Below are 23,024 nucleotides of genomic sequence, written 5' to 3'. Positions count from 1 at the left end.
AACACGTAAGCCCGCATTGAAGCCGTTTTTTGTGCTGTCTATGATCGAGGCGCAGCTGACGTGGCTGCCGTGCGGAGAACGTGATGACAGTATCCAGGTTGCTGTTTGCAGTTCGCCATATCTGCCTTCCCGCGTTGAGCGCCTGCGCGGTGCTCTCTGCCGGCCTCGCGCCCGCGGGCGCCGCCACCTTGCCCGACAAAACGCTCGTGTTCTGCTCCGAGGGCAGTCCCGCGGGCTTCGACACCGCGCAATACACCACCAGCGTCGAGTTCAGCGCGGGCTCGTACACCGTCTACAACCGGTTGATCGAGTTCGCGCACGGCAGCACCGATATCGAGCCGGGCCTCGCCGATAAATGGGATGTGTCGCCCGACGGCCTGACCTACACCTTCCATCTGCGGCGCGGCGTGAAGTTTCAGACCACGACGTTCTTCAAGCCGACCCGCGAATTCAACGCGGACGACGTCGTCTTCACCTATCAGCGGATGCTCGATCCCGAACAGCCGTTCCGCAAGGCGTACCCGGTGCCGTTCCCGTATTTCTCCGATCTCGGGCTCGCCAGGAACATCACGAAGGTCGAGAAGCTCGATCCGTACACCGTGCGCTTCACGCTGAAGGAAGTCGATGCGCCGTTTTTGCAGCAGATCGCGATGCCGTTCGCGTCGATTCTCTCGGCCGAATATGGCGATCAGTTGTTGAAGGCGGGTAAGGCGTCGGACATCAACCAGTATCCGGTCGGCACCGGCCCGTTCATTTTCCGCAGCTATACGAAGGACGACTCGATCCGCTTCGACGGCAATCCCGATTACTGGAAACCGGGCGTCGTGAGAGTCAGCAAGCTGATATTCGCGATCACGGTGGACCCGGCGGTGCGTCTGCAAAAACTGAAACGCGGCGAATGCCAGGTGATGGCGTATCCGCGGCCCGCCGATATCCCGGCGGTGAAAGCCGACGCATCGCTCGCCATGCCGAGCCAGGTGGGCTTCAACCTGGGCTACATCGCCTACAACAACACCAAAAAGCCGCTCGACAATCTGCTGGTGCGCCGTGCGCTCGATATGTCGATCAACAAGAAAGCGATCATCGACTCGGTCTACCAGGGCGCCGGCCAGGCGGCGACCAACCCCATGCCGCCGACGCAATGGGGCTACGACAAGAATCTGAAGGACGCGCCTTACGACGTCGACAAAGCGAAAGCGCTGCTCAAGCAGGCGGGCTATCCCGACGGCTTCGACCTGACGCTGTGGGCCATGCCGGTTCAGCGGCCGTACAACCCCAACGCGCGGCTCATGGCGGAAATGCTGCAAGCCGATTGGGCGAAGATCGGCGTGAAGGTGAAGATCGCCACCTACGAATGGGGCGAGTACATTCGCCGCGGCCATTCCGGCGAGCACGAAGCGATGCTGATCGGATGGACCGGCGACTACGGCGATCCCGACAACTGGCTCGGGGTTCTGCTCGGCTGCGATGCGGTCAACGGCAGCAATTTTTCCAAATGGTGCTACAAGCCTTACGACGACCTGATCAGAAAAGGCCGCGGCACGACCGATCTGGCCGAACGCACGAAGGCCTATACGGAAGCCCAGGAGGTCTTCAAGGACCAGGTGCCGTTCACGCCGATTGCCCACTCCACGGTCCATCAGCCGATCAGCAAGAACGTGACGGGCTTCAAGATCGACCCGTTCGGCCCGACGCAATTCATGAACGTCGGCCTGAAATGACCGCCCGCGGGCCGCTTTCTGTCGAGCCCGCCCTCTAAAGCCGCACGCTCCGGCCAGCGCCGGCGTGCGGCTACGCGTATGCCTCATTGGGTTTCCGATCGTCTACCCAGGAAATTTCGTCCGCTTGTTGCTGTGAGCCAAGCTCAAGTAATATCGCGCTACGCCGGCGACAGCCGGCCCCGAACCTGGAGGAAACATGAAGCAAAACAATCTGTTGCGCGCCGCGCGTGTTACGACGCTCGTCGCTGCCGCAGCGGCATCGATGCTAGGCGCAAGCGTTGCGCGCGCTGAGATTCCGAACAAAACCCTGGTTTACTGCTCAGAAGGCAGCCCTGCGGGTTTCGATCCGGCCCAATACACCACGGGCACCGATTTCACGGCTAACACGTTCACGGTCTACAACCGCCTCGTCGAATTCGAACGCGGCGGCACCAAGGTCGAACCCGGTCTCGCCGAAAAGTGGGATGTCTCGGCGGACGGCAAGACCTATACGTTCCATCTGCGCCACGGCGTGAAGTTCCAGACCACGTCGTTCTTCAAGCCCACGCGAGAATTCAATGCGGACGACGTCGTGTTCACGTTCCAGCGCATGCTGGATACGAACCAGCCGTTCCGCAAGGCGTACCCCGTGCAGTTTCCGTACTTCACGGACATGGGCCTCGACAAGCTGATCACCAGCGTCGAGAAGGTCGATCCGTACACGGTCAAGTTCACGCTGAAGGAAGTCAACGCGCCGTTCATCCAGAACATGGCGATGGAATATGCGTCGATTCTCTCCAGCGAATACGGCGATCAGTTGCTGAAGGCCGGCAAGGCGGCCGACATCAACCAGTTCCCGGTCGGCACAGGCCCGTTCATCTTCCGCAGCTACACGAAAGACGCGACGATCCGCTTCGACGGCAATCCCGATTACTGGAAGCCGAACACCGTCAAGATCTCCAAGCTGATCTTCTCGATCACGCCGGACGCCGGCGTGCGCGTGCAGAAGATCAAGCGCGACGAATGCCAGGTGATGAGCTATCCGCGTCCGGCCGACATCGCGCCGCTGAAGGCCGAAGCGAACATTGCGATGCCGTCGCAGCCGGGCTTCAATCTCGGCTATCTCGCGTACAACGTGTCGCACAAGCCGGTGGACAAGGTCGAGGTGCGCCAGGCGCTCGACATGGCGATTAACAAGAAGGCGATCATCGACTCGGTGTATCAAGGCGCAGGCCAGGCCGCGACGAACCCGATGCCGCCGACTCAATGGTCGTATGACAAGAACCTGAAGGCCGCGTCGTTCGACACGGCGAAGGCCAAGGCCCTGCTCGCGAAGGCGGGCTATCCGAACGGCTTCGAGCTCACGCTGTGGGCGATGCCGGTGCAGCGCGCGTACAACCCGAACGCCCGCCTGATGGCGGAAATGATCCAGGCCGACTGGGCCAAGATCGGCGTGAAGGCGAAGATCGTCACGTATGAGTGGGGCGAGTACATCAAGCGCGCGCATGCGGGTGAAGACGACACGATGCTGATCGGCTGGACCGGCGACAATGGCGATCCGGACAACTGGCTCGGCACGCTGCTCGGCTGCGATGCGGTGAACGGCAACAACTTCTCGAAGTGGTGCCACAAGCCGTTCGACGATCTGATCCAGAAGGGCCGCGTCACGTCCGATCAGGGCGCGCGCACCACGGCTTACACGCAGGCGCAGCAGATCTTCGCGCAGCAACTGCCGTTCTCGCCGATCGCTCACTCGACCGTGTACCAGCCCGTCAGCAAGAAGGTGGTCGACATGCGCATCGAGCCGCTCGGTTATGCGCGCTTCGACGGCGTGAGCGTCAAGTAATAGAGTCAAGCCTACGCAGTAGCTTTTCGCACGGTTAGAAAACTGGTCGAAATGGTCCGGCGGCCGGGGTCACAAGCCCTCGTCGCCGGTTGCGTTTTTTCTTCATCAAGACCATAGGGACGAACCATGTTCCGCTTTGTTTTGCGCCGCATCGGCATGGTGATACCGACGTTCATCGGCATCACGATCCTTGCGTTCGCGCTGATTCACCTGATACCGGGCGATCCCATCGAAGTGATGATGGGCGAGCGCGGCGTCGATCCGGCCATGCACGCCGCCGCGATGCACCGGCTGGGGCTCGACGAGCCGCTGCCCATGCAATACATCCACTACATCGGCCGCGCGCTGCACGGCGACCTCGGCACCTCGATCATCACCAATACCAGCGTGATGGGCGAATTCCTCGCACGCTTTCCCGCCACCGTCGAACTGTCGATCTGCGCGATGCTGTTCGCGCTGATCGTCGGCCTGCCGGCGGGCGTGTTCGCGGCGTTGCGGCGCGGCACGGTGGTCGATCACGGCGTGATGGGCACGGCCCTGACCGGCTACTCGATGCCGATTTTCTGGTGGGGCTTGATCCTCATCATGGTGTTCTCGGTGAAGCTCGGCTGGACGCCGGTGTCGGGCCGCATCGCGGTCGAATACGACATTCCGCACGTGACCGGCTTCATGCTGATCGACGCGATGATGTCCACCGACGAAGGCGCGTTCAAATCCGCGCTGAGCCATCTGATCCTGCCCGCCATCGTGCTCGGCACGATTCCGCTGGCGGTGGTCGCGCGCATGACGCGCTCGTCGATGCTCGAAGTGCTGCGCGAGGACTACATCCGCACCGCGCGGGCGAAGGGCTTGCCGCCTGGGCGCGTGATCGTCGTGCATGCGTTGCGCAATGCGCTGATTCCGGTGGTGACGGTGATCGGCTTGCAGGTCGGCACGCTGCTCGCGGGCGCGGTGCTGACCGAGACACTGTTTTCGTGGCCGGGCATCGGCAAATGGCTGATCGACGCGATCGGCCGGCGCGATTATCCGGTGGTGCAGGGCGGTATCCTGATGATCGCTACGCTCGTGATCGTCGTGAACCTCGTCGTCGATCTGTTGTACGGCGTGTTGAACCCGCGCATTCGCCATACGAGGTAAAGAATATGAACCCCCACGCTCACTTGCGTTCGCTGCCCCCCAAGGGGGCGCATGCCTCCCTTGAGGCGGCTCGGCGGGAGGCATGACCATGGCAGACATTCAAAACACAGTCCCCACAGCGGTCACGCCGCCCAGCGGCCGCGCGATCGCGGCCCGCGAATTCTGGGCGAATTTCTCGCGCAACCGCGGCGCGGTCAGCGCCGGCATCGTCGTGCTGGTGCTGATTTTCGTCGCGATCTTCGCGCCCTTGATCGCGCCGCATAGCCCGATCGAACAATATCGCGACTTCGTCAAGATTCCGCCCGCATGGCTCGAAGGTGGCAACTGGAAGTTCATTCTCGGCACCGACGAAGCGGGCCGCGACATCCTCTCGCGCCTGATGTACGGCGCGCGTCTGTCGTTCTGGATCGGCTTCGTCTCGGTCGTGCTCGCGCTGATTCCGGGCGTGGTGCTCGGCCTGATCGCGGCGTTCTTCGAGAAGTGGGCCGATACGCCGATCATGCGCATCATGGACGTGCTGCTCGCGTTGCCGTCGCTGCTGCTGGCCGTCGCGGTGGTGGCGATCATCGGTCCGGGTCTCGTCAACACGATGCTGGCGATCGCGATCGTCGCGTTGCCGGGTTATGTGCGCCTGACGCGCGCTTCCGCGCAAGGCGAGTTGCAGAAGGAATACGTGACGGCTTCGCGCGTCGCGGGCGCCGGCACGCTGCGCCTGATGTTCTCGCAGGTGTTGCCGAACTGCACCGCGCCGCTGATCGTGCAGGCCACGCTCGGCTTTTCGTCGGCGATTCTCGATGCGGCCGCGCTCGGCTTCCTCGGTCTCGGCGTGCAGCCGCCTTCAGCGGAGTGGGGCGCGATGCTCGCCTCGGCGCGCGATTACATCGACAGCGCCTGGTGGATCGTCACGATGCCGGGCCTCTCCATCCTGATCTCGGTGCTCGCGATCAATCTGCTCGGCGACGGGCTGCGCGACGCACTCGATCCCAAACTGAAACGGATGGCCTGAAATGGATAGTTTATTGACCATCCGCAATCTGGCGGTGAACTTCAACGGACTACCCGCGGTCGATCGAATCAATCTCGACGTCGCGCCGGGCGAAGTGGTCGGCGTGGTCGGCGAATCCGGCTCGGGCAAGAGCGTCACGATGATGGCGCTGATGGGCCTGATCGACGCGCCCGGCAAGGTCACCGCGGATGAGATCACCTTCAACGGCAAGAATCTGCTGACGGCGTCGGCGAAGGAACGCCGCAGGATCATCGGCAAGGACATCGCGATGGTGTTCCAGGACGCGCTCACCAGTCTGAATCCGAGCTACACGGTCGGCTATCAGATCAAGGAAGTGCTGAAGCTGCACGAAGGCTTGCGCGGCGACGCACTGCACAGGCGCGCGCTGGAACTGCTCGATCAGGTCGGCATTCCTGACGCGAGGAACCGCATCGGTTCGTTTCCGCATCAGATGTCGGGCGGCATGAACCAGCGCGTGATGATCGCCATGGCGATCGCCTGCAATCCCAAGCTGCTGATCGCCGACGAGCCGACCACCGCGCTCGACGTGACCATCCAGGCGCAGATCATGGAACTGCTGATGCGCCTGCAGAAGGAGCGCGGCATGGCGCTCGTGCTGATCTCGCACGACCTGGCAGTGGTGTCCGAGGTCGCGCAGCGCGTCGCGGTCATGTACGCTGGCGAAGTGATCGAGACCAATCGCGTGCCGGATATCTTCGCCGCGCCGCATCATCCGTACACGGAGGCGTTGCTGGCGGCGATTCCCGAGCACAACGTCGGCGCGGTGCGGCTCGCCGCCTTGCCGGGCATGGTGCCGGGGCGCGACGACCGGCCTAAGGGCTGTCTGTTCGCGCCGCGCTGCAAGTACGTGGTGGACGACTGCACCAAGGCGCGGCCCGCGCTTGCGCCGATGCAAGGTCACGCCGAAGTGGCGCGCGTGCGCTGCATCAAACCCCTGAACCTGAGCGGCGACGCCAACGTTCACACCCGTGGAGGCGCACGATGAACGCAGTACTCGAAACGCGGCGCCAGTCGGATCATGCGGGCGATCACGTGCTCGTCGCCGACAAGCTCGCGCGTTACTACACGGTCAAGCGCGGCATGTTTGCTCACGGCACGGTGAAGGCGCTCAACGGCGTCTCGTTCGCGCTCGAGCGCGGCAAGACGCTGGCGGTGGTCGGCGAATCCGGCTGCGGCAAGTCCACGCTCGCGCGTCAACTCACGATGATCGAGGCGCCCAGCGCCGGCCGTCTGCTGATCGACGGTGAAGATGTCGCGGGCGCCGATCGCGAGCGAATCGCCGCGCTGCGGCGGCGCGTGCAGATGGTGTTCCAGAATCCGTTTGCGTCGCTGAATCCGCGTAAAACCGTCGAGCAGACGCTCGGCGAGCCGCTCGCGATCAACACGCAACTGAGCGCCACCGAACGCGCCGAGCGGATCGCGCAGATGATGCGCACCGTCGGTCTACGCCCCGAACATGCGAAGCGCTATCCGCATATGTTCTCCGGCGGCCAGCGGCAACGCGTGGCGATTGCGCGCGCGATGATTCTCGATCCGCAGATCGTGGTTGCCGATGAGCCGGTGTCCGCGCTCGATGTGTCGATCCAGGCGCAGATTCTGAATCTGTTCATGGATTTGCAGGAGCAGTTCAAGACGAGCTATGTGTTCATCTCGCACAATCTCTCGGTGGTCGAGCATATCGCCGACGACGTGATGGTGATGTACTTCGGCGGCGTGGCGGAGCTCGGCGACAAGAAGCGGATTTTCTCGAAACCGCGCCATCCTTATACGCGTGCGTTGATGTCGGCCACGCCTTCGATCTTCGAGGCGGATCGCACCATCAAGATCAAGTTGCAGGGTGAGATGCCCTCGCCGCTGAATCCGCCGTCCGGCTGTACGTTCCATCTGCGCTGTCCTTACGTGATCGACCGTTGCCGCAGCGAGGAACCGAAGCTGCGCGAAGTGGATGGCCGTCAGGTCTCGTGTCACCGCGCCGAGGAGGTGGGGGACGTGGATGCCTGATGTGGTGGCGGCGCGTCGTCTTGCGCGCCGCTCGCGTGATGGCGGCCGTAGTGTCGCTTTCGCGCGGCGCTGGGGCGCGCGCGCACTGACCGGTGCCGCGCTCCTCGGCGTTTGTTCCATCTTTCATTTGAGCGCGGGGCCGATCGGCGTCGCACATGCCGCGGGCGCCGCCGCCAATACGCCCGCTCAGGCCGGGCGCCCTTTATTGCCGGTGCCCAATCAGCCGGCGCCGCCGCGCGCCACCTTACCCGGCTTCAATCCGCCGCCCGCCACGTCGGGCACCACCGCGAGCGGCCCGGTGCGCACGCAGCCGGCACGCATGCCGTTCTACGTCGCGACGCGCGGCGCCACGACCCTCTACGTGCTCGGCACGCTGCACGTGGGCGATCCCGCCGACTACCCCGTCAAGCAGCCGTTCCGCCCGGCGATCATGGGCGCGCTGGCCGCCTCGCCGACGCTCGCGCTCGAACTCTCGCCCGACGAACTGCTCGTTTCGCAAGACGACGTATCGAAGTACGGCGTATGCCGGCGCGACTGTCTGCCCGGCTTGCTACCCGAACCGTTGTGGCACAAGCTCGCCTGGCGTCTGCGCGGCAATCGCGCCGCGCTGGATGAAATCAGGAAGATGCGGCCGTGGCTCGCTTCGTTGCTCGTCGAAACCTACGATTCGCTCAGCGCCGGTTTGCAAACCGAATACGGCACGGAAGCCCAGTTGCAGAACGTGTATCTCAAGACGCGCGGCAAGATCGTCGGCCTCGAGACCTTGCCGCAGCAGATGCGAGCGTTTACGAGCCTCACGCTCGCGCAGCAGCGCGAAATGCTGGCGCAGGATCTCGCGCAGACGCCGGCGGAAAACGTCGCGGACGTGCGGACCTTGCATCGCCTGTGGCGCGTGGGCGATGCCGATGCGATCGCCGCGTGGCAGGCCGCGAAGTCGGAGAAACTGGCGCGCGACAAGCGCATCTCCGATTCGATCGACAACAAGATCGTCTATGACCGGAACCGGCGCTTCGTGTCGCGCATGCTGCTGATCGCCGCGCCCAACAAACCGGTGTTCGTGGCGATCGGCACGCTGCATCTGGGCGGCCGCAAAGGTGTCCTGCAGCTTTTGCGGCAGCGCGGATTCGTGGTGGAGGCGGGGTGAGGTTTGTTTGTCCGTGGCATTCCCTCATGCTTGCACCGCGCACGATGGTCGGTTCTCTCTGACTCCGTATAGCCCGTTCGGCCAGGTTAGGAACGGGCCTTCTCCCTGCCAGTCTGACGCTCACTTTCGCCGCGTACCGCTCGCAATCTTCCAGGACCGCCGAGTGCTGTGTACGTGTTATAGTGTATGTACAAACGTCAATACGGGTGCCGCGTGCGTTTCGAGTGGGATGAAGCCAAGAATCAGATCAACATTCGCAAGCATGGCATCGACTTCAGAGACGCCATCAACGTGTTCAATCATCCGGTGCTCACCGCATTGGATCAGCGCAACGACTACGGTGAGGACCGCTGGATCGCACTCGGTTGGATGGCGGCTATCGTAGGTGTGGTGGTGTACGTCGAGCGCGATATGGACGTGGTCCGCATCATCTCGGCGCGCAAGGCCACGAGACACGAGGTCACGCGTTACAAGCGCAGCGTCTGGCATTGACGGGGCATCTTCGGCAATCGCCGAAAAACGAACACAGGCGGAAATGATGAGCAAACCAACAGGAACAGACTGGAAGCGACTCGCGAAGGCAGACGACGCACATATCGACACAAGCGACGTGCCCGAGTTGGGTGACGATTTTTTCGAGCAGGCGGAACTGCATCTGCCGCCGAAGCAGGCCGTCACCATGCGCCTCGATGCGGACGTACTGAGCTGGTTCAAGGAGCAGGGTGCGGGCTATCAAACGCGCATCAACAAGCTGTTGCGCGCCTATATGCTGGCGCATCAGCGGCGCGCCCTCAAGTAGGGGCGGCGTCGCATCCCGTCTGCGAGTGATCGCTGGAAGGCGCTCCTCCCGAGCGCCCGCACCGAAGCATGCGGCTCCGGCGCAACTTGCGCGTGATCAATTGCCCGCGCGGAGTTCCTCGGACACCTGCCTGACCACCGGCGCCCAGTCCCCCAGCGTCGTCTGCCGGAACAGTTTCATGCCGGGATACCACGGCGAATCGCTGCGCGCCTCGAGCCAGCGCCAGTCGGAGTTGGCGGGCAGCAGCGTCCACACCGGCTTGCCGAGCGCCGCCGCGAGATGCGCGACGGCGGTGTCCACGGCGATCACCAGATCGAGATTCATGATGAACGCGGCGGTGTCGTCGAAGTCATGCAGGTCGGCGGTGAAGTCGTGAGCGCGGAATGCCGCCGGCGCGTCGGCCAACTGCGCGTGCGCCGGGCCTTTTTGCAACGCGTGCCAGGCAACGTTCTTCAGCGAACTTAGCGCGCTCAGATCCGCCAGTTCGGCCGAGCGGTAGCGGTCGTTGCCGAACGTCGAACTGCCGGCCCACGCCAGGCCTACTTTACGTTTCGATCTATCGCCCGCGTTGACCCGCTTGCGCCATGCCTTGGTCCTCGCTTTGTCGGCGAACAGGTACGGCACTTCAGCCGGAATGGCGGACAACTCCATGCCGATGCACGACGGTACGCTCATCATCGGCACCCAGAAATCGTATGGCTCTTCGGGTTGGCCGCTGAACGCGCGGTGCACGCCCGGTGCGCGTTCGAGCAGCGGCAGCAGCGGCTCGCGCACGCGAATGTCGACAGTCGCGCCGAGCTGCTCGAGCACGCGCGCAAAGCGCAGGAACTGGAAGTGGTCGCCGAAACCCTGTTCGCCGACGATCAGCAGACGACGCCCCTCGAGCGGCTCACCGCGCCATTCAGGCACGCCCGGAATCGCGATCGCTTCATAGTCGCGCTTGCGCCAGCGCTGCGTGAATTCAGCCCAGCCTTGCTTGTAATCGCCTCGCTTGAGCAACAGCCATGCGAGATTCTGATGCGCGTCCGCATGGTCGGGCGCGAGTTGCAGCGCCTGACGATAGAAGCCTTCTTCTTCATCGAGCCGGCCTTGCGCGCCGAGCGAACCGCCGAGGCACACCAGATTGGTGGGGTTGGGTTTGAACTCAACCGCGCGCCGGTAGTGCGATTCGGCGCCCGCATAGTCGCCGAGCTTGCCGATCAGGCTGCCGAGGTTGATATGCGCCTCGGCGTAATGCGGGCGCAGCGCCAGCGCCTGTTCGAAACTGGCGATGGCCGCTTCGCGGTCGCCGCGTGCGTTGTGCGCATTGCCCGCATTGAAGTGCGCTTCCGCCGACTCGGGGTCGAGCGACAAGGCGTCGCGATAGCACGCCAAAGCTTCGTCGTAACGGGCGAGCTTGCTCAGCACCGTGCCGAGGTTCAGATGCGCGTCGACCATGCCGGGGTTCGACGCCAGCGCCAGCCGGTATTGTTCGACCGCTTCGTCGAAGGAGCCTTGCGCTTGCAGCGCGACGCTGAAGTTGCTGCGAGCGTCGGCGAAGTCCGGCTGGATCTGCAACGCCTGGTCGTAGCAGATCATCGCTTCGTCGAGATGGCCGAGGGCGGCGGCCACGAGTCCGCGGTTGCTCCAGCATGCGACGTCGGTGCGATCGAGCTTGAGCGCCTCGTTCATCAACCGGGCGGCGACCTCGTGATTGCCGCGCTGATGTTGCAGCACGCCGAAATAGTGCAGCGCGTCGACATGGGACGGATCGAGCGCGAGTGCTTCACGATAAAACGGCTCGGCTGCGTCGAGCTGACCGGTCTGGTGTGCCGCGAGCGCGGCTTCGATCAATGACGCGAGGTGGGAGGGCGATGGCGCATCGGTGCGCACAGCGTCGGGGTGGGATTGACGTTCCATGAGAGACCTGCTGGAAGGCGCCGGCGGCGCACGCTGCGCGCGCCGGTGCATGTGGATGGGAGACCGCCCGCCAGCTTATGTTTCGGTCCATCCACAGACGATCGGACGCATCCTATTTCGGTTGTCTCTTTCGTATAGTAGGTCCCGCGACGAATCCCTTTCACCGGCGTGTCACAGAGAGATCCCGTGACACGCCGGTATTTCACGCATGCGACTACAAGAGCCCTACATGAACATCAGGAAATTCAACAGGAAGATATTCACGACCAGCAAGGTCAGCGCCGTGGGCACCTGCACCTTGATCACCGCATTCTTATCCGGTAGTTCGAGCAGCGCGGCCGGCACCATGTTGAAGTTCGCGGCCATCGGCGTCATCAGCGTGCCGCAGTAGCCTGAGAACATGCCGATTGCGACCATCACGGCCGGATTGCCGTGGAACACGCCCACCAGGATCGGCACGCCGACGCCGCCCGTCATCACCGGGAACGCGGCGAAGCCGTTGCCCATCACCATCGTGAAGAGCGCCATGCCGATGCAGTACACGGCCACCGCGACAAAGCGGTAGTCGAGGCTGATGTAGGCCGTGGTCACGTGAGCGACCGCCTTGCCGACGCCGGCGTCCGAGAACACGAGGCCGAGCATGCCGAGCATCTGCGGCAGCACCGCCGCCCACGACAACGCATCGACGAGCCGGCGCGCTTCCTTCATCGACTGGCCGACGGTGTCGCGCGTCAGCACGCAGGCAATCGCGAGCGCGATCACGCAGCCGATGCCGAAGCCGATCAGCGTGACGTTCGCCTTCTCGATCAGCGGCAGGCCGCCGAAAACCAGATGGCTCGCCGACAGCGTGACGATCACGGTGATGACCGGAATCGTCAGCGCGGGCACGAACAGCTTGTTGCGCAGACGCGCGGCGCTCGCCTTGCGCGCTTCCAGCGACAGCGTTTTCGGCTTGGCCGCCGTCACGCCGCCGAAGCCGGCGATCAGCGCCATCACGATCACCGCCACGCCGACCACGGCGGGCGGCAGTTTGTCGCCGATCAGGAAAATCAGCGCGTAGAGAATCCAGAAACCGCCGGCGGTGAAGCGGCGCGGATGCTCCTTGTCCGTGACGATCATGCCGCCGATGATCAGCAGCACCACGCCCAGCAGCCAGAACAGATAGGTAATCGTGAGCGTCATGCTTTATCTCCCGCGGCCGTTTGCGTCGGCGTGATTGTGCTGCCGCTCGCGGCATTGCCGCGCAATTCGCGCTCGAGCTTGCGGTCGAGCAGATACAGGCGGAAGCCGTGGATGAGGAACGCGCAAATCGCGGTCGGAATGCCCCAGACGGCGACGTGAATCGGCTCGACGATGATGCCCGCTTCCTTCAGGAAGGTCGTCATCAGCACGATCGCGCCGAACGCGACGAAAATGTCCTCGCCGAAGAAGAGGCCCACGTTGTCGGTCGCCGCAGAGAACGCGCGCAGTTTGAAACGCACGGCGTCGCTGATCTTGCCGAAGCGGGTTTCGGTCGCGCCTTCGGCCATCGGCGCGATCAGCGGACGCACCATCTGCGGATGACCGCCGAGACCGGTCAGGCCCACCGCCGCGGTGAGTTCGCGCACGAGCAGATAGACGATCAGCAGACGCCCGGCGGTGGCCGCCTTGATGCCGCCGATCCACGCTTGCGCGCGCTCGCGCAGGCCATGCCGTTCGAGCAGGCCGATCACCGCGAGCGGCAACAGAATGATCAGCGGAATGTTGCGCGTCTTGATGAAGCCGGTGCCGATTTCGGCCAGGATCTTTTCAGGCGGGAAGTGCGCGGCGAGTCCGGTGATGATCGCGGCGACCGCCACGATCAGCATCGGATTGAACCGTAATAAAAAGCCGACGATGATGACGGCCACGCCAATGAGCGGCCATAGACTGACTGTTGTCTGCATCTGGATCTCCAAACAGGGTTTAACCTCGCCGCTTGTGGCGGCTAACGTGGGACGGCGCGTGGCGATCCATGCGTCGTCTTGTTGCCGCGGCTCTAGATGGCCGCGTTGCTTCGACTACACCTGCAGCCGTCTCCGCGTCGACTGAGCGACCGACAGCGGTTACGGCGATATGTCCCGCACCCGGTAGACGTGATGCACCTAGCTGCATCTGGCAAACGCCCCGCTTGAAGCGGGGCGTTCAGGGCTTGGCAAGATGTGCTTCACTGCGTCTCGTGAGTGCCGGCCGGCGCGGGCTTCAGACGCTCGCGGCGCCGGCCGCGTGCACTTCGATACCGGCCTGTTCCAGCGCGCCGCGGATGCGCCGCGCGAAGGCCAGCGCATGCGGCCCGTCGCCGTGCAGGCAGATGGTTTGCGCGTTCAGCGGCACCCATTGCCCGTCGACGGCCCGCACGCGGCGCTCGCGCACCATCGCGAGCGTGCGTTCGAGCACCTCGTCTTCGTCGTCGAGCAGCGCGCCGGGCTCCTTGCGCGGCACCAGCGAGCCGTCGGCGCGATAGCCGCGATCGGCGAAGACTTCTTCGATCGCGGTCAGCCCCGCGTTGCGCGCGGCCGTCACGAGCCCGCTGCTGGCAAGCGCGAACACGGCCACCGACGGATCGAAATCGTGCACGGCGGATACGATCGCGTCGGCGATCCGCGCGTCGCGCGCGGCCTGGTTGTACAGCGCGCCATGCGGCTTGACGTGCGCGATGCGCCCGCCTTCGGCCTGGGCGATCGCCGACAGCGCGCCGAGTTGGTAGAGAACGCCCGCATAGATTTCGTTGGCCGGCAGATCCATTTCCTTGCGGCCGAAATTTTCCGGATCGTTGAAGCTCGGGTGCGCGCCGATCGAGACGCCTTTTTGCACCGCCCAACGCACGCAATCGCGCATCGCATTGGCGCCGCCCGCATGCCAGCCGCACGCGATGTTCGCGGAACTGACGAGGTCGAGCAGCGCCTCGTCGGAGCCGCAGCCTTCGCCGAGGTCGGCGTTCAGATCGATTTCCATGGTGTTCCTCTACTCAGTGTCACAGCGCCGCGACAGCCAATTGGCGCGTGCAGCGTTCCTCGTGCATGGCGATCGCGGCGTCGATCTGCCGCAAATACGCGCGTTCTTCCAGTAGCGCCTGGCGCGCCTCGTAAGGCGTGGTCGGAATGAAGCGGACGGCCGCATTCAGGCGAACCTGGGCGAGCTTCCAGAGATCGGCCTGGATCACGGCGCCGATCTTCGGATAGCCGCCGGTGGTTTGCGCGTCGCTCATCAGCACGATCGGCTGGCCGTTCGGCGGCACCTGAATCGTGCCCGGCAGCACCGCGTGCGACAGCAGATCGGCTTTCTGCGTGCGCTTCAGTTCGGTGCCGGCAAGCCGGTAGCCCATGCGGTTGCTGTTCGGCGTGACGAGCCATTCATCGGACCAGAAGGATTCGTGGGCTTCCTCGGTGAAGCTCTCGTATTCCGGGCCGCGCAGCACGCGGATCGGCACGGCCCACGGCACCCCCGACGGATGACGGCCGCGCCGCAGCGGCTCGTGAACCAGCACGAACTTGCACCACGCGGGCGCCTTCACACCGAACTCCGGCGTCTCGGGCGAGAAGCCGGCGTGGCCGCGCGGCGGCGGCGCGCCGAGCGGCAGGCGGTCGCCGTCGCGCAACGCCCGGCCGCCGAGTCCGCCGAAATGGCCGGCGAGATCGGTGCTGCGCGAGCCGAGCATCGGCAACACGTCGATGCCGCCGGCGATGCACACATAGCCGCGCATGCCGCGTCGCGCCGCGTTCAGCACCAGTTCCTGGCCGGCCCGCACCGGCAGGCTCCACCATGAATAGACGGGCTTGCCGTCGAGCGTCGCGCCGAATTCGGTGCCGGTGATGGCCACTCGCGTGGCGCGCAGAAAGCGCAGCACCGTCGGCCCGAAGGTGATTTCCAGACCGGCTGCGTCGGGCCGGTTGCCGACCAGCCGGTTGCCGACTTCGAGCGCCAGCCGGTCGAGCGCGCCCCCCATCGCGACACCGAGATGCCGGTAGCCGTGACGGCCGAGATCCTGAACCGTGGTCAACAGACCCGCGCGAATCACATCGATCATGCGTGTAGCCCCGCGATGGTGAAGCGCACCCGGTCGCCCGGTTGCAGCAGCGTGGGCGGGCGGCGCGCCGGATCGAACAGCGGCGTTGCGGTGCGGCCGATCAGTTGCCAGCCGCCCGGCGAGGTGGCCGGATAAATGCCGGTTTGCTCACCGCCGATACCGACGGAGCCGGCCGGCACTTCCAGCCGCGGCGACGCGCGGCGCGGCGTGTGCAGCGCTTCGTCGAGTCCGCCCATATAGGCGAAGCCCGGCTGAAAGCCGAGAAAGAACACCACATACTCGCCGTCCGAGTGTCGCTGCACGACCTCGCGCGCGCTTAGGCCCGTGTGATTGGCGACCACCTGCAGATCGGGGCCGAACTCGCCGCCGTATTGCACGGGGATCTCGACTTCGCGGCCGATCGCGGGCGTGTCGCCGGCCGCGTTCCAGGCCGCCTGCAAATGGCTCACGAGCGCGTCGCGGTCCGCTTCGAGCGGATCGAACACGAGCGTCAGGTTGTTCATGCCCGGCACGACCTCCAGCACATGCGGCCAGTCGCGCGCGGCCTCGGCGGCCGCCCACACGCGACGCTGGCATGCCAGCGTCGCGGGCGGCGGCGCCTCGCAGACAAGCGCGGCATCGCCCAGCGGAAAGATTCTAGGTTGGCTCATTGCTTAACGGCCTTGGTCGAGTCGGCGGATTCGGCACAGCGAACCCTGTCAAACAGGTTAGGTAGCGGCACGCGATGTTTGGAGCGTACATTATCAATAAAATATCAACAATTTCTCAATAAGCATTTGTGCCAGGGCTCCCATGAATCGATCGCTCGTCGTACACTCGCGACACCTTCCCATCCTGTTCCCTGAGAATCTCCATGTCGCGCCATCCCACCAAGATCGTCTCTTCGGAACATCTCGTGTCTGAGACAAGCGCCGAACTGTCAGAACTGGAATACGCGCTCATCATGGCGGGCAACGCATTCAACCGCTGGATGGTGCGCTGCATGTCCGCGGCCGGCGACAAGGACATGACCGCTATCGAAGTCTCGCTGCTGCACCACGTCAGCCACCGCGAGCGCCGCAAGAAACTGGCCGACATCTGCTTCGTGCTCAACATCGAGGACACGCACGTCGCCACCTACGCGTTGAAGAAGCTGGTAGCTAGAGGGTATGTAAAAAGCGAAAAGACCGGCAAGGAAGTGTTCTTCTCGGCCACCGATTCGGGCCGCGCGCTGTGTCTGAAATATCGCGAGGTGCGCGAGAGCTGCCTGATTTCCACGCTGAAGGAAAGCGGCCTGACCAACGAGCAGATCGGCGAGGCGGCGCAGTTGATGCGCAACGCGTCGGGTCTGTACGACACGGCCGCGCGGGCGGCGGCGTCTTTATAGCGGGGCTTGCGGGACTCGGGGCGGCGGTGCGGTGCGGTGCGCGATGCGGAGCACGCGTGGTTCACGCGTTCGATGCCGAGCGCCCGACGCTCAATCCGCCCGCTGCGGATAAAGACCTGCCTCGGTGACGATCAGGTCGAGCGGAATGTCGTGCTGCTCACGTTGCAGCGCTTGCGTGCGACACGCTTCATAGGCGATGCCCACCGTGACCGGCCGCTTTGCGCCCGGCCATGCGGCCAGCGTGCGATCGTAGTAGCCGCCGCCGTAGCCGAGCCGATAACCTTCGGCGTCGAAACCGACGCACGGCACGAACAGCAATTCGGGAATCACCACTCGCCCCGAAGTTGGCTCGGCGATCCTGTGATGACCGATCTTCATCGGCGTATCAGGCGTCCACGCATGGAACTCGAGCGGCACGCCGCGCTCCTTGATGATCGGCAAACTCGCTTCGCGTGGTTCGCCTGCCGCGAGCCAGATCGACATGGCGGCGCGCGCGTCGAATTCGCCCGCGAGCGGCCAGTAGAACCCCACGCTGCTCACGCCGTAATGCTTCAGCGCATCGAGAATGCGCCGGCGGAGCGCGGCATTGTGCGCCGGCTCGGAAGCCGCTTGCAGCCTTGCTTCCAATAGCATTCGACGCAGCGCCTTTTTCGATTCCGCGTTGGGGTTGCATGCTATGCTTGGGTTCAATTCGCGCTCCAGAAACAACGATGTCAAAACGCCTTTACCGAGTATATCGCGCGGCCGGTCTGGCGCTCGCCGCAGCCGCACTCGTCGCGTGCAGCACGGCCTCAGCCGTCAAGCCCATTCCCCTTTCGCAACTCACGAGCGACGACCAGACCTTCGTCCAGCTTCGCGAGGCCGCGCGCAATAACGACGCGGCGCGCGCGGCGCAACTCGCCAGCCTGATCCCGAACTATCCGGCGCCTTCCTATCTGGAATACTTCCAGATCAAGCCGCAGTTGTTCGATTCGAGCGGCCACGCGCGGGTCGACGCGCCGGATGCGCCGGTGCTCGCGTTCCTGCAGAAGTACGACGGCGAGGCGATCGCCGACCGCATGCGCAACGACTACCTCACGGTGCTCGGCACGCGTCACGACTGGCGCAACTTCGACCAGCAATACGCGCGCTTCGTACTCAACGACGACACGCAGGTGAAGTGCTACGCGCTCGAATCGCGTGCCTCGCGTGGTGAAAACGTCGCCGAGGCGGCGCGTGCGCTGCTGGTCGATCCCAAATGGTACGGCGACGGCTGCGTCGATCTGATCACCGTGCTGGGCGTCAACAAGCAATTCAGCACCGACGATATCTGGCAGCAAATCCGTCTCGCGTACGAGCAGAACTACACGAACACGGGCAGCAAGCTCCTCGACGCGCTCGGCAACGACGTGCCCGACCCCGTGCTGTTCGGCCAGGCCACGAGCACGCCGCCGTTGCTGCTCGCACGCGGCGTAGGCCCTGATCCGAAGTCGCATCAGCTGGCGCTGCTCGCGATCACGCGCATGGCGCGCAACGACCCGGCCATGGCCGCGGCCACGTTCGCTTCGGTGGCGCCGTCGCTCAACTCGCCTGAACGCGCGATCGGCTGGGGCACCATTGCCTATCAGGCCGCCGCGAAGCAGATGCCGGGCGCGGTCGACTGGTACCGCTTGTCGGCCAATGCGCCGCTGTCGAACCCGGCATACGAATGGCGCACCCGCACTGCGCTCCTCGCCGGCGACTGGACGATGGTGCGCTGGTCGATCGAGCAGATGCCGGCGGCGCTGCGCAATCAGCCGTCGTGGGTGTATTGGCATGCCCGCGCGCTGAAGCAGGCGGGTGACACGACCACGGCCAACCAGGAATTCGAGTCGATCTCGCAGGGCTTCAACTTCTACGGCCAACTGGCAGCCGAGGAACTCGGCCAGAAAATCAGCGTGCCCGCGAAAACCACCGTGAGCGACGCCGAAGTCCAGCAAGCCGGCAATACGCCGGGCTTCGACCTGGCGCAGCGTTTCTATGCGCTGAATCTGCGGCTCGAAGGCAATCGCGAATGGAACTGGCCGTTGCGCGGCATGAGCGACCGGCAACTGCTCGCCGCCGCCGAATACGCCCGCCGTATCCAGCTATATGACCGCACCGTCAACACGGCGGACCGCACGAAGAGCGAGCACGATTTCTCGCTGCGTTATCTGTCGCCGTTCCGCGATATCGTCGAACGCGATTCGCAGTCGAACGGGCTGGATGTGGAATGGGCCTATGGGCTGATTCGCCAGGAGTCGCGCTTCATCATGAACGCGCGCTCGGAGGTCGGCGCGAGCGGTTTGATGCAGTTGATGCCGGGCACCGCGCAACTGGTCGCGAAGAAGATCGGCCTCGGTCCGATTTCGCGCGAGCAGATGAACGACATCAACACGAATATCCTGCTCGGCACGAACTACTTGTCGATGATCTACAATCAGTTCGACGGGTCCGCCGTGCTGGCTACGGCAGGGTATAACGCCGGGCCGGGCCGTCCGCGCAACTGGCGGCAGTCGCTGCAGCGTCCGGTCGAAGGCGCGATCTTCGCCGAGTCGATCCCGTTCCAGGAAACGCGCGACTACGTCAAGAACGTGTTGTCCAACACGGTCTACTACGCGGCATTGTTCGAAGGCCGTCCGCAATCGCTGAAGGCGCGTCTGGGTTACATCGCGCCGTAAGCGCCGTGCCGCCGCCGCGTCGATCGTGATGCGGCGGTGCGCCACGCCAGCCGTTGCCGCGGCTTCCACCAGGGAGTCGAAAATGCGACATCAAGCCATTGCGCTCATCGGCGGGTCCGGTTTTATCGGCAGCCATCTCGTCAACGCGCTCGTCGAAGTGGGCAAGGACGTGCGCATCGCCACGCGGCGCCGCTACAACGCGCGTCATCTCACGCTGCTGCCCATCGACGTGATTGAAGCCGACGTGTTCGATCCGGTACAGCTCGCGCGCTTCGTCGAGGGCGCCGATTGTGTGATCAATCTGGTGGGCACGCTGAACGGCAAACGCGGCACGCCGTATGGCCGCGAGTTCGCGCGAATCCATGTCGAACTGCCGACCAGGATCGTCGCGGCCTGCGAGGGCAAAGGCGTGCATCGGCTGATTCATATCAGCGCGCTCGGCGCCGACTCGAACGGCCCGAGCATGTATTCGCGCTCCAAGGGCGATGGCGAGAAGGCGGTGCACGCGGCGAATCTCGCGTGGACGGTGTTCCGTCCGTCAGTCCTGTTCGGTCCGGAAGACCAGTTCCTCAACAAGTTCGCGTTCTTGCAGCGGACGTTCCCGGTGATTCCGCTCGCCATGCCGGACGCGAAGTTCCAGCCGGTCTATGTCGCCGACGTGGCGAAGGCGATCGTCAACGTGCTCGATCTCGACGCGGCCAGCGGCCATACTTACGAACTGGGCGGCCCGACCGTCTACTCGCTCGAGGAGCTCGTCAAATATTGCGGCGATGTGATCGGCCGGCATGCACGCATCATTCGTTTGCCGGAAGCATTGGCGCGCCTGCAAGCGCTGACGTTTGAAATGGCGCCCGGCGAACCGGTGATCTCGCGCGACAATCTCGATTCGATGAAAGTCGACAACGTGTTGAGCGGACCGCTCGCGCCCGAACTCGGCATCGAGCCGGCCAGCATCGAATCGATCGCGCCCGTGTATCTGACGGGCGCGTCGACGCGTTCGCGCTTCGACACGTTTCGCGCCAGCGCCGGACGGTGAGCCTCGTTGATCTCCAACCCTTCTATTCAAGTCAAGCATGAAGCTGATTATCGGTGACAAGAACTATTCGTCGTGGTCGATGCGTCCGTGGCTGTTGCTCAAGCATTTCGGCATCCCGTTCGAGGAGGTGTTGATTCATTTGTACACGCCCGACACGAAGTCGGAGATTCTGGCGCACGCGCCGGCGAGTCCGGGCAAGGTGCCGACGCTGATCGACGAAGACGGTGCGGCCACGTGGGATTCGCTGGCGATCGCCGAGACGCTGGCCGAACGCTTTACGCAGCATGCGCTGTGGCCGCACGATGCGGCGGCGCGCAGCCACGCGCGCAGCGTGAGCGCCGAGATGCACTCCGGTTTCGGCGAATTGCGCTCGAACATGTGGATGAACATTCGCGCGTCGTTTCCGGGCAGGAACGCCACGCCGGCCGTGCTGGCCGACATCTCGCGCATCGAGGCGATCTGGACCGGCTGCCTCGAGACCTACGGCGGGCCGTTCCTGTTCGGCGAGTTCAGCATTGCCGACGCCATGTACGCGCCGGTGGCGATGCGCTTCAATACGTGGCAGCCGCCGTTGTCCGAAGCCGCCTCGGCGTATGTGCGCCGAATCACGGACCTGCCCGCCGTGAAGGCCTGGATCGACGACGCACTGCGTGAAACGCACGCCATTCCTTATCAAGACGTATGCCCATGAACATTTACGCCGTGGGCGGCGCGATCCGCGACGAGTTGTTGGGCGTGCCGGTGCAGGATCGTGATTACGTGGTGGTCGGCGCGACGCCCGAGCAGATGGTGGCGCAGGGCTACCGTCCGGTGGGCAAGGATTTTCCGGTATTCCTGCATCCGCAGACGCACGAGGAGTACGCGCTGGCGCGCACGGAGCGCAAGACCGCGGCGGGCTACCGCGGCTTCCAGGTCTTTTACGCACCGGACGTCACGCTGGAAGAGGATCTCGCGCGCCGTGACTTGACGATCAACGCGATGGCGCGCGAGGTGCGCCCGGATGGGGCGTTGACCGGCCCGGTGATCGATCCGTTCAACGGACAGCGCGATTTGCAGGCGCGGCTCTTTCGACATGTCAGCGAGGCGTTTCTCGAAGACCCCGTGCGCATTTTGCGGATTGCGCGGTTTGCGGCGCGGTTCGTCGATTTCACGGTCGCGCCGGAAACGCTGGCGCTGATGCGCAAGATGGTGGCCGAGGGCGAGGTGGATGCGCTGGTGGCCGAGCGCGTCTGGCAGGAAGTGTCGCGCGGCTTGATGGAGAAGAAGCCTTCGCGCATGTTCGAGGTGTTGCGCGAGTGCGGCGCATTGGCGCGCATTCTGCCGGAGATCGACGCGCTGTTCGGCGTGCCGCAGCGCGCCGACTATCACCCCGAGGTGGATACGGGTGTGCATGTGATGATGGTGGTCGACCATGCCGCGCAGCAGGGCTATGCATTGACGGTTCGGTTTGCCGCGTTGACGCACGACCTCGGCAAGGCGACCACGCCGGCAGACGTCCTGCCGCGGCATATCGGGCATGAGGAGCGCAGCGTGAATCTGCTGAAGCCCCTATGCGAGCGGCTGCGCGTGCCGAACGAATGTCGGGATCTGGCGCTGCTGGTGGCTCGCGAGCACGGCAACATTCATCGCGTGATGGAGATGGGCGCTGCCGCGCTGGTGCGGTTGCTCGAACGCAGCGATGCGCTGCGCAAACCGGCGCGGTTCGCCGAGGCCTTGCAGGCCTGCGAGGCCGATGCGCGCGGGCGGCTCGGGTTTGAGATGCGCGAGTATCCGCAGGCCGAGCGATTGCGGATTGCGCTTGTCGCTGCGCGAGGCGTGGATGCCGGTGCTGTTGCTATGCGGATGGCTGATGCGCCTGCTGGCATCAAGGATGCGGTGCATCGGGAGAGAGTTCGGGCTGTTGAGGCGGTGATGGGGGGGTGAGGTTTTTTTGCCCGTGCGGGGCTGGTTGGTTGTGGGGTTGTTTTGTTGGCCTTTCCTTGTGTTGTTAGTGGTCTATTAGCGTTGCCCCTGTGCGGGGCAATGCTCTCAACTTAAGCCTCAAAGAGCTTGTAAACGAGGCATTGCCCCTGTAAACTTCATCGCATAACTCACTGATAAATCAACGATATGAACTCAAATACCAGCGTCCTCGCGGCTTCTGGCTGAGTTCTCCGATTTCCTGCTCGATCCGGCGCTCGCCGATCGCGTGCGTCGTTCTCCCACTGCCTTTACCCGCAATCGCACACTGACCTTGCCGCGCATGGCCGCGCTGATGATGTCCGGCATGTGCGCCAGTGTGCAGGCCGAACTTGACGCGCTATTCGGCGCACTGGGAAGCAGCGGCGGGCGCACCCGCGCTGTCAG

At 64.2% G+C, this 23,024-nt stretch carries 21 protein-coding genes; 14 read left to right on the top strand and 7 right to left on the bottom strand.

The window, feature by feature from the left end:
• Positions 1-83: 83 nt before the first annotated feature.
• From BUE39_RS05940 to BUE39_RS05900, 9 genes are all read left to right on the top strand, one after another.
• Positions 84-1,721: an ABC transporter substrate-binding protein gene (locus tag BUE39_RS05940; RefSeq protein WP_073427733.1), complete on the top strand. Its 1,638-nt coding sequence runs from the start codon at positions 84-86 to the stop codon at positions 1,719-1,721.
• Positions 1,722-1,917: 196 nt separating this feature from the next.
• Positions 1,918-3,546, top strand: a complete 1,629-nt coding sequence (locus tag BUE39_RS05935) for an ABC transporter substrate-binding protein (protein ID WP_073427732.1) — start codon at positions 1,918-1,920, stop codon at positions 3,544-3,546.
• A 126-nt stretch (positions 3,547-3,672) separates the two neighbouring features.
• Positions 3,673-4,683 (top strand): ABC transporter permease subunit, encoded by a 1,011-nt coding sequence (locus BUE39_RS05930; protein ID WP_073427731.1) that lies wholly within the window; start codon positions 3,673-3,675, stop codon positions 4,681-4,683.
• 88 nt (positions 4,684-4,771) lie between these two features.
• Positions 4,772-5,689, top strand: coding sequence for an ABC transporter permease subunit (locus BUE39_RS05925; protein WP_073427917.1), 918 nt, complete (start codon positions 4,772-4,774; stop codon positions 5,687-5,689).
• A 1-nt stretch (position 5,690) separates the two neighbouring features.
• Positions 5,691-6,695, top strand: coding sequence for an ABC transporter ATP-binding protein (locus BUE39_RS05920; protein WP_073427730.1), 1,005 nt, complete (start codon positions 5,691-5,693; stop codon positions 6,693-6,695).
• Entirely contained in the window at positions 6,692-7,711 is a 1,020-nt protein-coding gene (locus BUE39_RS05915) for a peptide ABC transporter ATP-binding protein (RefSeq protein WP_073427729.1), read from the top strand. The genes BUE39_RS05920 and BUE39_RS05915 overlap by 4 nt, the downstream gene beginning before the upstream one ends.
• Complete coding sequence (locus BUE39_RS05910) at positions 7,704-8,855, top strand: TraB/GumN family protein (RefSeq protein ID WP_073427728.1); 1,152 nt, start codon at positions 7,704-7,706, stop codon at positions 8,853-8,855. The genes BUE39_RS05915 and BUE39_RS05910 overlap by 8 nt, the downstream gene beginning before the upstream one ends.
• 186 nt (positions 8,856-9,041) lie before the next feature.
• Positions 9,042-9,347 (top strand): BrnT family toxin, encoded by a 306-nt coding sequence (locus BUE39_RS05905; protein ID WP_200799504.1) that lies wholly within the window; start codon positions 9,042-9,044, stop codon positions 9,345-9,347.
• Between the two features lie 46 nt (positions 9,348-9,393).
• On the top strand, positions 9,394-9,654 hold the full coding sequence (locus BUE39_RS05900; protein ID WP_073427915.1) for a BrnA antitoxin family protein: 261 nt from the start codon (positions 9,394-9,396) through the stop codon (positions 9,652-9,654).
• Positions 9,655-9,750: 96 nt separating this feature from the next.
• Here BUE39_RS05900 and BUE39_RS05895 read toward each other — a convergent pair whose 3' ends face one another.
• The 6 genes from BUE39_RS05895 to pxpB form a co-directional block, all read right to left on the bottom strand.
• Positions 9,751-11,553 (bottom strand): tetratricopeptide repeat protein, encoded by a 1,803-nt coding sequence (locus BUE39_RS05895; RefSeq protein ID WP_073427727.1) that lies wholly within the window; start codon positions 11,551-11,553, stop codon positions 9,751-9,753.
• A 225-nt stretch (positions 11,554-11,778) separates the two neighbouring features.
• On the bottom strand, positions 11,779-12,735 hold the full coding sequence (locus BUE39_RS05890; RefSeq protein WP_073427726.1) for a DUF979 domain-containing protein: 957 nt from the start codon (positions 12,733-12,735) through the stop codon (positions 11,779-11,781).
• The gene (locus tag BUE39_RS05885; protein WP_073427725.1) at positions 12,732-13,478 is read right to left on the bottom strand and encodes a DUF969 domain-containing protein; all 747 of its coding nucleotides are present in this window, start codon (positions 13,476-13,478) and stop codon (positions 12,732-12,734) included. Before BUE39_RS05885 ends, BUE39_RS05890 begins: the two co-directional genes overlap by 4 nt.
• 295 nt (positions 13,479-13,773) lie before the next feature.
• Positions 13,774-14,526: a 5-oxoprolinase subunit PxpA gene (pxpA, locus tag BUE39_RS05880; protein WP_073427724.1), complete on the bottom strand. Its 753-nt coding sequence runs from the start codon at positions 14,524-14,526 to the stop codon at positions 13,774-13,776.
• Positions 14,527-14,545: 19 nt separating this feature from the next.
• Complete coding sequence (locus BUE39_RS05875) at positions 14,546-15,598, bottom strand: 5-oxoprolinase subunit C family protein (RefSeq protein ID WP_073427723.1); 1,053 nt, start codon at positions 15,596-15,598, stop codon at positions 14,546-14,548.
• Positions 15,595-16,248, bottom strand: coding sequence for a 5-oxoprolinase subunit PxpB (gene pxpB, locus BUE39_RS05870; RefSeq protein ID WP_073427722.1), 654 nt, complete (start codon positions 16,246-16,248; stop codon positions 15,595-15,597). Before pxpB ends, BUE39_RS05875 begins: the two co-directional genes overlap by 4 nt.
• 203 nt (positions 16,249-16,451) lie before the next feature.
• On the opposite strand from pxpB, the gene BUE39_RS05865 reads away from it, so the two are divergent.
• Entirely contained in the window at positions 16,452-16,964 is a 513-nt protein-coding gene (locus tag BUE39_RS05865; RefSeq protein ID WP_073427721.1) for a winged helix DNA-binding protein, read from the top strand.
• A 90-nt stretch (positions 16,965-17,054) separates the two neighbouring features.
• Here BUE39_RS05865 and BUE39_RS05860 read toward each other — a convergent pair whose 3' ends face one another.
• Entirely contained in the window at positions 17,055-17,597 is a 543-nt protein-coding gene (locus BUE39_RS05860; protein ID WP_235004818.1) for a 5-formyltetrahydrofolate cyclo-ligase, read from the bottom strand.
• A gap of 77 nt (positions 17,598-17,674) precedes the next feature.
• Between BUE39_RS05860 and BUE39_RS05855 the strand changes: the two genes are divergently transcribed.
• The 4 genes from BUE39_RS05855 (at position 17,675) to BUE39_RS05840 (ending at position 22,601) form a co-directional block, all read left to right on the top strand.
• A complete protein-coding gene (locus tag BUE39_RS05855) occupies positions 17,675-19,642 on the top strand; it encodes a lytic transglycosylase domain-containing protein (protein ID WP_073427720.1) in 1,968 nt (655 codons plus the stop codon).
• An 82-nt stretch (positions 19,643-19,724) separates the two neighbouring features.
• Positions 19,725-20,678 (top strand): complex I NDUFA9 subunit family protein, encoded by a 954-nt coding sequence (locus BUE39_RS05850; protein WP_073427719.1) that lies wholly within the window; start codon positions 19,725-19,727, stop codon positions 20,676-20,678.
• A 37-nt stretch (positions 20,679-20,715) separates the two neighbouring features.
• Positions 20,716-21,369 (top strand): glutathione S-transferase family protein, encoded by a 654-nt coding sequence (locus BUE39_RS05845; RefSeq protein ID WP_073427718.1) that lies wholly within the window; start codon positions 20,716-20,718, stop codon positions 21,367-21,369.
• On the top strand, positions 21,366-22,601 hold the full coding sequence (locus BUE39_RS05840; RefSeq protein WP_073427717.1) for a multifunctional CCA addition/repair protein: 1,236 nt from the start codon (positions 21,366-21,368) through the stop codon (positions 22,599-22,601). The genes BUE39_RS05845 and BUE39_RS05840 overlap by 4 nt, the downstream gene beginning before the upstream one ends.
• Positions 22,602-23,024 lie beyond the last annotated feature (423 nt).

This window comes from Paraburkholderia terricola, from assembly GCF_900142195.1.
Lineage (GTDB): Bacteria > Pseudomonadota > Gammaproteobacteria > Burkholderiales > Burkholderiaceae > Paraburkholderia > Paraburkholderia terricola.
The sequence above is the reverse complement of the archived record's forward strand: the minus strand, read 5'-3'. Positions and strand labels throughout refer to the sequence as shown.

Bases quoted from the DNA above. Each gene is read 5' to 3' on its own strand.
- BUE39_RS05940 (WP_073427733.1), top strand. From the start codon at position 84: ATGACAGTATCCAGGTTGCTGTTTGCAGTTCGCCATATCTGCCTTCCC.
- BUE39_RS05935 (WP_073427732.1), top strand. From the start codon at position 1,918: ATGAAGCAAAACAATCTGTTGCGCGCCGCGCGTGTTACGACGCTCGTC.
- BUE39_RS05930 (WP_073427731.1), top strand. From the start codon at position 3,673: ATGTTCCGCTTTGTTTTGCGCCGCATCGGCATGGTGATACCGACGTTC.
- BUE39_RS05925 (WP_073427917.1), top strand. From the start codon at position 4,772: ATGGCAGACATTCAAAACACAGTCCCCACAGCGGTCACGCCGCCCAGC.
- BUE39_RS05920 (WP_073427730.1), top strand. From the start codon at position 5,691: ATGGATAGTTTATTGACCATCCGCAATCTGGCGGTGAACTTCAACGGA.
- BUE39_RS05915 (WP_073427729.1), top strand. From the start codon at position 6,692: ATGAACGCAGTACTCGAAACGCGGCGCCAGTCGGATCATGCGGGCGAT.
- BUE39_RS05910 (WP_073427728.1), top strand. From the start codon at position 7,704: ATGCCTGATGTGGTGGCGGCGCGTCGTCTTGCGCGCCGCTCGCGTGAT.
- BUE39_RS05905 (WP_200799504.1), top strand. From the start codon at position 9,042: ATGTACAAACGTCAATACGGGTGCCGCGTGCGTTTCGAGTGGGATGAA.
- BUE39_RS05900 (WP_073427915.1), top strand. From the start codon at position 9,394: ATGAGCAAACCAACAGGAACAGACTGGAAGCGACTCGCGAAGGCAGAC.
- BUE39_RS05895 (WP_073427727.1), bottom strand. From the start codon at position 11,553: ATGGAACGTCAATCCCACCCCGACGCTGTGCGCACCGATGCGCCATCG.
- BUE39_RS05890 (WP_073427726.1), bottom strand. From the start codon at position 12,735: ATGACGCTCACGATTACCTATCTGTTCTGGCTGCTGGGCGTGGTGCTG.
- BUE39_RS05885 (WP_073427725.1), bottom strand. From the start codon at position 13,478: ATGCAGACAACAGTCAGTCTATGGCCGCTCATTGGCGTGGCCGTCATC.
- pxpA (WP_073427724.1), bottom strand. From the start codon at position 14,526: ATGGAAATCGATCTGAACGCCGACCTCGGCGAAGGCTGCGGCTCCGAC.
- BUE39_RS05875 (WP_073427723.1), bottom strand. From the start codon at position 15,598: ATGATCGATGTGATTCGCGCGGGTCTGTTGACCACGGTTCAGGATCTC.
- pxpB (WP_073427722.1), bottom strand. From the start codon at position 16,248: ATGAGCCAACCTAGAATCTTTCCGCTGGGCGATGCCGCGCTTGTCTGC.
- BUE39_RS05865 (WP_073427721.1), top strand. From the start codon at position 16,452: ATGTCGCGCCATCCCACCAAGATCGTCTCTTCGGAACATCTCGTGTCT.
- BUE39_RS05860 (WP_235004818.1), bottom strand. From the start codon at position 17,597: ATGCTATTGGAAGCAAGGCTGCAAGCGGCTTCCGAGCCGGCGCACAAT.
- BUE39_RS05855 (WP_073427720.1), top strand. From the start codon at position 17,675: ATGTCAAAACGCCTTTACCGAGTATATCGCGCGGCCGGTCTGGCGCTC.
- BUE39_RS05850 (WP_073427719.1), top strand. From the start codon at position 19,725: ATGCGACATCAAGCCATTGCGCTCATCGGCGGGTCCGGTTTTATCGGC.
- BUE39_RS05845 (WP_073427718.1), top strand. From the start codon at position 20,716: ATGAAGCTGATTATCGGTGACAAGAACTATTCGTCGTGGTCGATGCGT.
- BUE39_RS05840 (WP_073427717.1), top strand. From the start codon at position 21,366: ATGAACATTTACGCCGTGGGCGGCGCGATCCGCGACGAGTTGTTGGGC.